The organism is Cyanobacteriota bacterium, from assembly GCA_025054735.1.
In the GTDB taxonomy this organism is placed as follows: Bacteria; Cyanobacteriota; Cyanobacteriia; order SKYG9; family SKYG9; genus SKYG9.
The window spans coordinates 1-9380 of the sequence record JANWZG010000128.1 but is presented as its reverse complement, the minus strand read 5'-3'; the positions used below and the strand labels follow the sequence as shown (position 1 = coordinate 9380).

At 48.0% G+C, this 9380-nt stretch carries 8 protein-coding genes; 5 read left to right on the top strand and 3 right to left on the bottom strand.

From position 1 onward, the window contains the following. From NZ772_08000 to NZ772_07990, 3 genes are all read left to right on the top strand, one after another. On the top strand, positions 1–941 hold a 941-nt coding region (locus NZ772_08000; GenBank protein ID MCS6813497.1), incomplete at its 5' end, for a penicillin-binding transpeptidase domain-containing protein. Between the two features lie 297 nt (positions 942–1238). Next, positions 1239–1481: a hypothetical protein gene (locus NZ772_07995; protein ID MCS6813496.1), complete on the top strand. Its 243-nt coding sequence runs from the start codon at positions 1239–1241 to the stop codon at positions 1479–1481. Between the two features lie 82 nt (positions 1482–1563). Beyond that, a complete protein-coding gene (locus NZ772_07990; protein MCS6813495.1) occupies positions 1564–3129 on the top strand; it encodes a hypothetical protein in 1566 nt (521 codons plus the stop codon). Here the strand turns inward: NZ772_07990 and NZ772_07985 are convergent. Both NZ772_07985 and NZ772_07980 read right to left on the bottom strand, forming a co-directional pair. After that, positions 3070–4182, bottom strand: coding sequence for an anthranilate phosphoribosyltransferase family protein (locus NZ772_07985; protein MCS6813494.1), 1113 nt, complete (start codon positions 4180–4182; stop codon positions 3070–3072). The genes NZ772_07990 and NZ772_07985 overlap by 60 nt on opposite strands. Before the next feature lie 16 nt (positions 4183–4198). Beyond that, complete coding sequence (locus tag NZ772_07980) at positions 4199–5164, bottom strand: LysR family transcriptional regulator (protein MCS6813493.1); 966 nt, start codon at positions 5162–5164, stop codon at positions 4199–4201. Positions 5165–5563: 399 nt separating this feature from the next. On the opposite strand from NZ772_07980, the gene NZ772_07975 reads away from it, so the two are divergent. Together NZ772_07975 and NZ772_07970 are read left to right on the top strand one after the other, a co-directional pair. Then, entirely contained in the window at positions 5564–5743 is a 180-nt protein-coding gene (locus tag NZ772_07975; protein MCS6813492.1) for a hypothetical protein, read from the top strand. A gap of 566 nt (positions 5744–6309) precedes the next feature. Beyond that, on the top strand, positions 6310–8460 hold the full coding sequence (locus tag NZ772_07970) for an EAL domain-containing protein (GenBank protein ID MCS6813491.1): 2151 nt from the start codon (positions 6310–6312) through the stop codon (positions 8458–8460). On the opposite strand, the gene NZ772_07965 is transcribed toward NZ772_07970, so the two are convergent. Next, on the bottom strand, positions 8457–9380 hold a 924-nt coding region (locus NZ772_07965; GenBank protein MCS6813490.1), incomplete at its 5' end, for a hypothetical protein. The two genes, NZ772_07970 and NZ772_07965, sit on opposite strands and share 4 nt — an antisense overlap.

The window sequence follows — 9380 nt, the reverse complement described above, 5'->3', positions numbered from 1 at the left end:
CTGCCCTAGAGACGGTAAAACGGGGCCATGCAAACCTGATAGCCCAGTGGGTTTATGCCGATCAAATGGCACTAGTAGCCGTTGATCCCCGTACCCATTATGTGAAAGCAATGGTAGGTAGTGTTGATCCCAAGAAAACCCAATTTAATCGAGCGATTCAAGCCCTGCGTCAGCCCGGTTCAGCTTTTAAGCCATTCGTCTACTACACAGCGTTTGCTACCGGCAAGTATGACGTTAACTCTATCGTGATGGATACCCCCGTCTCTTATAACGACGGCTACGAGCAATATGCTCCCCAAAACTACGATGGCAGTTTCTCTGGTGCTATTAGCATTCGGCAGGCATTGGCAGTATCTCGTAATGTTCCAGCAGTGCGTTTGGGGCAAGAGGTTGGTATTAACCGTGTGATTGAAGTTTGTCGAATCCTGGGGATCAAGAGTCCTATGGATCCAGTTATTTCACTGCCACTGGGAGCTGTGGATTTAACACCCCTGGAAATGGCATCAGCCTATGCTACGTTTGCGAATAATGGCTGGCAATCAGACACGACCTTGATCGTGCAGGTTACTGATAGTCGTGGCAATATCTTGTGGGATAACACACCCAAGCCTCAACTTGTTTTGGATCCATGGGCAACTGCCAGTTTGACAGATGCACTGCAAAGTGTAATCACAAATGGGACTGCAACAGTGGCACAAATTGGTCGTCCTGCTGCGGGTAAAACGGGTACTACCTCGTCAGAGCGAGATATTTGGTTTGTAGGTTATGTTCCCCAATTGGCAGTTGCTGTATGGGTGGGCAACGATGACTATACACCGATCGGCCATGGAGTTACAGGTGGTGGGTATGTTGCTCCCATCTGGCGGGACTTTATGTTGCAGGCGTTGAAGAATGTGCCCGTGGAGAAGTTCCGATCGCCATCCGAGTTTGATCGTCCCTAGTGACTTGAATCGCTGGTATCAATGTGCTATTCCTAGAGTATAGGTGCATCTGGCTGACAGCTATAGTGGACAACAGGCAAGGGAAGTGGGCCACTAGTGTGAAGTACTCCTGTCTAGGAACGTGAGATAATTGTCCTGATTTTTTGTGCTATTGCTTGTGCCACTTGATTTGGAGATATGTAAGTGTAACGATGCAACTATTTTGTCATCTGGTGGATCTTTTACAATAGAGGGAACTCTAGAGGTATGCTGATATGCCTACCGAGATGCTCTTCATAACCATGTTTCTATAAATCTATGCTTCAAGACGCGCTTACTATTCGCTACTATCAGAAGCTTACCGATGCTCTGGTAGATCTCTGGAACCGGGGGTATCGTAATGACGATTTGCGGTTGTATTTGGATGGTTACCTTGCTGCGTTGCGCCACACTTCTGTGATTGAACCATACCAAATTCACCGACTAGAGGAAGAAATTACTCGCTATCTCTATGATCCGTCTAATTTTACGATTCCAGAGTCAGAGTTTGGCTACTACTAGGTTGGGTCTAGAGGGATGGTCATCGGCTCTGGCGTGACAATCCTAGCGGTTCATTTTCTAAGACAGCTCATACAATGATGGGATGGTGTATGATGACTCGTCTTGCGATCGCCTCAAACACTTAAACAACCACCTACAGGTCTATCTCCAGGCTCGTCATCCTGTGTGGGTGGATATTCGTTGTGCCGTTTGGAAGCAACACTTAGTAATTCTAGGTATTCATCGGGCTGAGCCTAGCCTTGATCAGTCAGAACTATTTGCCATGATGGCACGGGCGCTCGCTGCGATCGCCCTGCCGCTGTTGACCCAATTTTCTCGACGAGTGCAGCTATGTCTCAAAGTTGCTGGGCAATCGACTATTTATGCGACCTATCGCCTGCAAATTGGCTCCTCCCAGCGCGCTAGTACATTGCCTACAACAGTTCCATATCCAGACCAGCATCAACCTAGGACTGAACCGCCACTGTTAACTGAGCTACCAGCAGACCATACTGTCGATAGAAGTCATGCTACCGAAAGAGTTGGCTTGTCGTCTGGGGAGGAGTCTTCTCGCGTTCAGAACTCTTCTGCTCAGAACCTGAAGAGTCTGCTCTCAGCATGGCGACTAGCCGTACAACAGCACTGGGTAAAGGCGATTAGCATGTTCTCCATTGTATTAGGTGCTACGTATCTCCTCACTCGTCCTTGTGTTGTGGGTTCCTGCCCTTTGATACAAGCTAGCTATCAAACAAATCGTCAGGTTCGACAATCTATTCGTCAAGCTACAACAAAATCACAGCTAGAGCAGGCTCAATCGCAGTTGCTCAACCTTATGGCGCTACTGCGGTCTATTCCACCTTGGTCACCTCACTATAGTGAAGCCTCACGCCAATTGCAAGCCTATCAGGCCCAAGCTGATAACCTAGAGCACTTAGTTACTGCGCTGACTCACGCTAGTTTAGCTCATCAGCAGGTGAACCCACCCCACTCTGTCGCTGAATGGGCACAGGTGCGATCGCGCTGGCAGCAAGCCATTAATCAGTTGGTGCAAATTCCACCAGATAGCGTTGCCTACCCATTAGCAGCCGCAAAGTTGCCAATTTATCGTGCTGCTCTGGCAACAACCAATCATTACTACAAAACTGAACAACGAGCCACTGAACATCTTGCTGAAGCCAAACGCATTGCCCAAGTTGCCGCTGCCCGCCAAGCGCTGGCCCAAAATCCTGAAAGCTGGCATGTTGTAACCGCTACATGGGCAAGGGCCATAACGCAGTTACAAGGGATTCCAAACTACACCCTAGCTTACCGAGACGTGTCAACTCTGTTGAGGCAATATCAACAACAGGCAGCCCATGCTCAACGGCGTTATGCTACAGAGGTGGCTATGGAAAAGCTCTACCGCACGGCAACCGATCTTGGAGAGCAAGCTCGCCAGTTTCAACAGCAGCAGCAGTGGTCAGAGGCTCGGCAAACCTGGCAGACTGCAATCAGCCAAGCTCAGCAAATTCCTGCCGACAGTTTTTACCATGCATCAGCTCAAGCCTTAATCCATGCCTACAAGGGTGAGCTTGACCAAGCGGAACAGGCGTTAAGGACTGGTAAATCGTCAAGCACTGACACTAGCACTGACACTAAGGTGGGCGATCGCAGCCTGCAATCGATGTAATTGAGCTAAAACCCTGCCTTTTGTAATCAAATCCTCAGCAAGAGCCATACCACTAGCTACATCTGGACAAGTACCACTCCGCCAAAGATAGAAGCCACTATTCCAAACTACAGATTGCAACCCCTCTGACTTGACTCCAGCCAGAACAGATTGCATAAGCTGGGCCTGATCAGTAGCGTCATCCAGCGGTATATTCTTGCCTGCGACCCCATAGTCACGGGGATGGAGATGTAACCGTAGGAAACCTGACTCAGGTGATGATGGTGAGGAAACAGATTGTCCTAGAGTAGGCGGTGAATCACTAATGCCGATGATAGCTGTGCGATCGCGAGGCAAGTCGCAACTTCCTTCTAGCCCTTTCACGGTTGTGAAATGGGTCGTATGGCGCAGAGCAAACGCTGTCCGCATAATGGCCTCGGTTGGTGGGTGTACGTAGCCGGTAATGATATGGGCTGGGCCGCGGTAGGCTGACCAAATTAGCTCTAAGGTTGCTAAGGGAGGGCGCTTACCAATTTCATCTCGAAACTGCACCAAGCCTTGGGCTAGCGGAAAGTGAGTCGGCAAATAGATAAAGCCCACACCAGTAGTATTCAAGATGTTCCACACGTGGTCTAAGGTTAAGCGAGTCCAATCCACTCCTAGTGCCTGCCAGGTTTGAACTAGGGGAATGCCTGCCTTCGTTGGCATCACATCGCCCCCATGGAGCAACACCAGGTTACCGGCTGTGGCTAAGACTAGGGCTGTCAGTGGACTAAGAGAGGCTGTTCGCGATCGCCCGTCGTAGGGAGAACCCATCACGAGCACCCGACGATCGTCACCAAGGGGTGGCAACACTGGCCCTAGTTGATCGTAGGCATCCAACATACCTGCCATCTCCTCACCAGTTGGACGTTTAATCCGATGGGCGATCAAAAATGCCCCAATTTGGGCAGGGGTTGCTTCCTGCAAGAGCATCATGCGCATAGCATCAGCAGCTTCTGATCGAGATAAATGCTCACTCGTGTGGGTGCCGCTGCCAATTTTTTGTAATAAAACCCGAAATGCTTTACTCATGGTGATCTTAGGAACGTTATGCCCATGCAGGCATTACTGATGCCGACAACTGTTGCTGAACCAACTCGTAGAAATAGCGGATGGGAGGGATTTGTAGGCGATCGCGAGTTGTTACCATCACAACTTTACGCATGAGTAGTGAGTGCTCACTCGCTGAGGAATCACTAGCTCGTTCTATGCCATTATCAGCATGATTTATCAAGCCACGGACTGTAAGGCTAGCATCATGACGACAGTCAATTAGCACTGAGGCTGGCAACAGGGCAACCATGTCTCCCTGCCGAACAACCCCGCGAAACGCATCTGGAGTATTTAGCTCCAGAGCAGCCTTCAAGGTCAAGCCTCTTTGGGCAAATTGCTCTTGAATCATGCGCTGCATTCCATAACCATCCTTAAACACAACCTGGGGGTAGCGAGCTAGTTCTGTCCAGGGAATTTTTTCATAGGCGGCTAGGGGGTGGTTGGTTGCCATTAACACTTCGATTGGCTCTTCATACAGCACATCAACTACCATATCGTTGCTATTGGTAAGTCGGTGATTATACATGACGATCGCTAAATCAACCATGCCATCTTTAAGCACCTTGAGGGCACGATCGCTCCCCAGAGCTGTCACCCGTAACTGCACCTCTGGATAGGCCCGACAAAACTGTTGTAAGACCTTGGGCAAATAGTAGGAACAAACTGATGGAATCGCAGCAACACAGAGTTCTGGCTGCTTTCCGGCTTTTAGAGCAGTAATTTCCTCTAGAGCATTCTGCCATCCTTGACAAATTCGCCTAGCGTGAGGCAAAAACGCCTCTCCAGCAATTGTCAGCTTTGCTTGAGTAGTGCGGTGGAATAGGGGCAGACCTATCTCTGCTTCCAGATTTTGCACTTGGCGACTAACCGTAGACTGGGTTACCTGAAGTCGTTGAGCCGCCTGCTGGAAACTATTCGTTTCAACTACTGCCAGAAATGCCTGCAACTGCTCAATTCGCATAGGAACTGGATCGATCGCGCCCTAGAACCATAGTTGTGACGGTAATCCATTCAGCACAGTTGCTTTGTAGAGCTTGATACAAATGTGAATACTCTTCAGTATTATTGTGCAGTAATAACACTCAAGTGTTGGTACTGTTATCCCTGCCAACTGAGCTGATTAAGTGGTGCGATCGTCTTCTCCTTATTCAATAAATCTGCTCAGAGCATGAAAGTATCTATACACACCTCATCTGTCTTTTTAAGAAAAACAAACAATCGTATGGGCAGTGTAAATAACAGTTGCGGATTGTAGCTTTTCCCAAGGCAGCTAACCTATGATCTATCTGTTGTTTAGATGAGTCATCCTATTCCTAAATTCTTGATTTTCAGCCTCAATAATTTATTGATTTAAAATCCTATGTCTACCTGTCCTTATTGCTCCTATTCTCTGCTGCGCCACATCCGCCATGGCAAGATTTATTGGTTCTGTTCTCACTGTTGGCAAGAAGTTCCCAACTTTGAAACAGTTGCCAGTTTTCTAGAGCAGCTTGCTGACTCTGATGACAGTTCTAAACCCGAAGCATCAGTTAGTTCTTAACTGTGCTAATGCCCTAGCGTATCAAGTCTAGCGTTGTGGCCACTGTGATAGTTGTATCTTTGATCATTGCGTCTTGGCCAAGACGTTAACAGAGACCCAAGGCTAAAAATTTGTTTGAAAAGCTAGTCAAACACCCCGCTGAACATAGCGCCTACTATCTTTAGTATGTCGTTTAAGATTTTCGTGAAATGAAGCTTTAAGACTTTACAACCGCCCCCTTAGAAACTCTCTAAAATGGTATTAGCTTCATTATAGCTAGAGATATTTTAATCTTATTATTGTGTGTCAAGGGGATGCATGTTATTTTTACCTCTACCCTAAATCTCTCTCCCAAGTTGGGAGAAGGGACTAGGGAATGAGGGCCTGTAAAGGTAACATACTCTTGTGCTAGGGTCATCAGTTAAGCTACTAAGGCAACCACTTATTTAGCACACACTATAGCAAGGTAACGTTCACAAAACGTTTGTGATACATACAGCATTTGCGGTGCCTACTAAGAATAATGTTACCGTAGAGATATGGGGTGACTTGGGGGTTAAGACTAAGCAACGTTTAGTGACGCTAGAATGCACGATGCTTTTTTGATAAACCAGGATGATTTAGAAGAGCGCCTGGAAGAGCTTCTGATTCAACTGTTCGCCCATGCTACGGATCTATTTTGTATAGTCGCAGGTGATGGCTCGTTGCTGCACGGAAATGCTGTATGGCAGAGCTATGTTGGTAATGCCTTATCCTGGATAGACACAATTCATCCCGACGATCGCCCTCGTGCTCAAGATGTGTTGAATGCTCTAACATCAGGCTCTAGCGTGGTTGGGCATGAATGGTTGAGTAACTCAAATCATACAGCTTTACTAACGAGTGGCCTCCAGTTTGACTGTCGCTGTCGCTATCAAGATGGGTCTTATCAGCATCTGTGTTGGCACCTTACCCGCCTAGTGGGTGTTTCTTACATCTGTGCGATCGCTCCTATTCCTGATCCACAACTTGATGACCAAGACGAGCAATCTACCCATGAACCGGTAGACGATCGCTTCCGTCAACTTGTTGATAGCATCACCGACTATGCCATTTTTATGGTAGATCCGACTGGCTGTATCTTAAGTTGGAATCCAGGTGCTAAGGCTATCTATGGCTATGACAAGGCTGAAATCATAGGAGCCTCGATTACCCAGTTATACAGTCCAGATGATGTGTGGCAGAATAAGCCTGCTCGTGAGCTAGAAATTGCAGCAATGACAGGCCGCTTTGAAGTAGAAGATTATCGTTTGCGGCGCACAGGTGATAGCTTTTGGGCACATGTGGTCATGACATCACTGCTAGATGGTCACGATCAACTGCTAGGTTTTGCTGTCGTGACTAAAGATGTAACCAATTGGCGACAGACTGAGGAGGAATTGCTCTACAACGCATTTCACGATGCGTTAACGGGCTTGCCCAATGTTGCCCTGTTTAAGGAGCGGCTAAGCCAAGCCTTTAGGCACTCTAAACGCCAAGAAGACTATCAATTTGCAGTTCTATTCCTTGATGTTGATCGATTTAAAGTTATCAACGATAGTTTGGGCCATCGTATTGGCGATGAATTGTTGGTAGCGATCGCCCAGCGTTTGAAATTTTGTGTGCGCTCAGGAGATACCGTGGCACGGTTGGGCGGAGACGAGTTTGCGATTTTACTGGAAAATATCAAAAACGTACAACAGGCGGTTGAGGTAGCTGATCGGGTGCACCAGGAACTAATGGAGCCATTTGTCTTACAAGGGCATGAAATCTTCACAAATGCCAGTATTGGCATTGCTCCTAGTTCACTAAACCGAGACCAGCCAGAAGATTTGCTAACCGATGCCGACACAGCCATGTATCGAGCTAAAGCTCTGGGTAGAGGACGCTATGAAGTGTTTGACGAAGCCATGCATCTTCAAGCTGCCCGGATCTTGCAAATTGAGCACGATTTAAACTGGGTGTTGGAGCGGCAAGAATTGCACTTGCACTACCAGCCGATTATATCGTTGCGCAACTACCAAGTCGAAGGCTTAGAGACACTCGTGCGTTGGCAACACCCCACATGGGGCACGGTATTCCCTGGTGAGTTTATTCCAGTAGCAGAAGAAACAGGTGCGATCGTGGAAATCGGCTACTGGATTTTAGAAACTGCCTGCCAGCAAATGCAACAGTGGCAACAACAGCTTTCCGACTACAGTAAGCTGACGATTAGTGTCAACCTGTCAGCTCGACAGTTCAACCAGCCTAATCTCGTTGAGCGAATTGCAGCAATCCTAGACAAAACTAGCTTTGATCCTCAATACTTAAAACTAGAGATTACTGAGAGTGTATTGTTAGGTAATCCTGAGCAAGTGTCTGCCGTCTTAACGCAATTGAAAGCGATGGGGATTCGACTAGCGATCGATGACTTTGGCACAGGATACTCATCCCTCAGCTACTTGCACCGCTATCCAGTTGATACACTGAAGATAGATCGCTCCTTTGTTGATCGAATTGACAGTGACGGCGAAAAACTAGAGCTAGTACGCACAATTATTACCTTAGCGTGGAATTTAGGGATGGATGTTGTGGCTGAGGGTGTGGAGACTAGTACACAACTAGCCCAACTCCGAGCACTCCAGTGTGAGTCTGTGCAAGGTTACTACTTTTCAAGACCTCTGCCACAGGATGCAGTAGCAACTTGGCTAGCCCAGCCGACTCTGAATACCTATCCCTAATGCTTGGTAACCACAACATAGGTCAGTTCCTTGATGTCATAGCCCCTGGGTTGGTTGTTGTGAATGAAGTCTAACCCGCGATCGAACAACACCCGATATACCTGTTGGTCTTGGCGATGCAGGAGTAGTTCTCGTTGATGAGGCATATGCTGATGATAGCGATCCCTAAATAGGCAGAACTCGATCGTAGGCTTGATGCCTAAGTGTTTATTCATGGCGGTTGCAATCGCGTTGCGGCGACTGGTATCGTTGCGGCGGTCTTCTTCATAGGATTGACGGGTGTGGATGGTGACTTGGGTATTGGGTTGGAACCAGTCTCCCTGGAGTAGAGCGGCCAGAATACGGGCACCCTCTGCTTGCAGGTAGCGATCGCGATACATCACTCGTTGGAGAGTATGACCGGTCAAAATGGGTGTCAATGCTAAGCGTTGCCGCAGCATATCGATACTTAACCCTCGCCAAGCCGGATCGGCAGGGTCGGGAAAAATCACGATCGTCTCTTGATCCAAAAGTTCTTGGAAAGGAATAGGTCGAGCTTTTTGTTTTAACTGGTGTAACCGATCGTATACCGTAGTAACCCCGCGCTGCGTGGTCACCTTAAACCACTCCGTTGGTCGGTTATGCTCATCAACTTGCAATTGCAAGGCGATCTGATCACGCTCATTCTGACTGCTAAGACAAAGCGTTGGAGCAGAACCAGAGTCGGACAGGAATAGCTTAAGCAGGTTTTGATCCATCCATTGGTGCAGTCGTTTGCGGAGAACTCGTTCGCGATCATTCCCTGGTTGGGGCAGATGACCTAGAATTAGGTCTAAAGACTCACCTCGACTTTGTAGAGCCGCAACAATCTGAGTTAACCACTTCAAGGTAAATGGCTCTTGTAATGGCGGTTGGGGCAGGTAGAGGATACTCGCAGTACT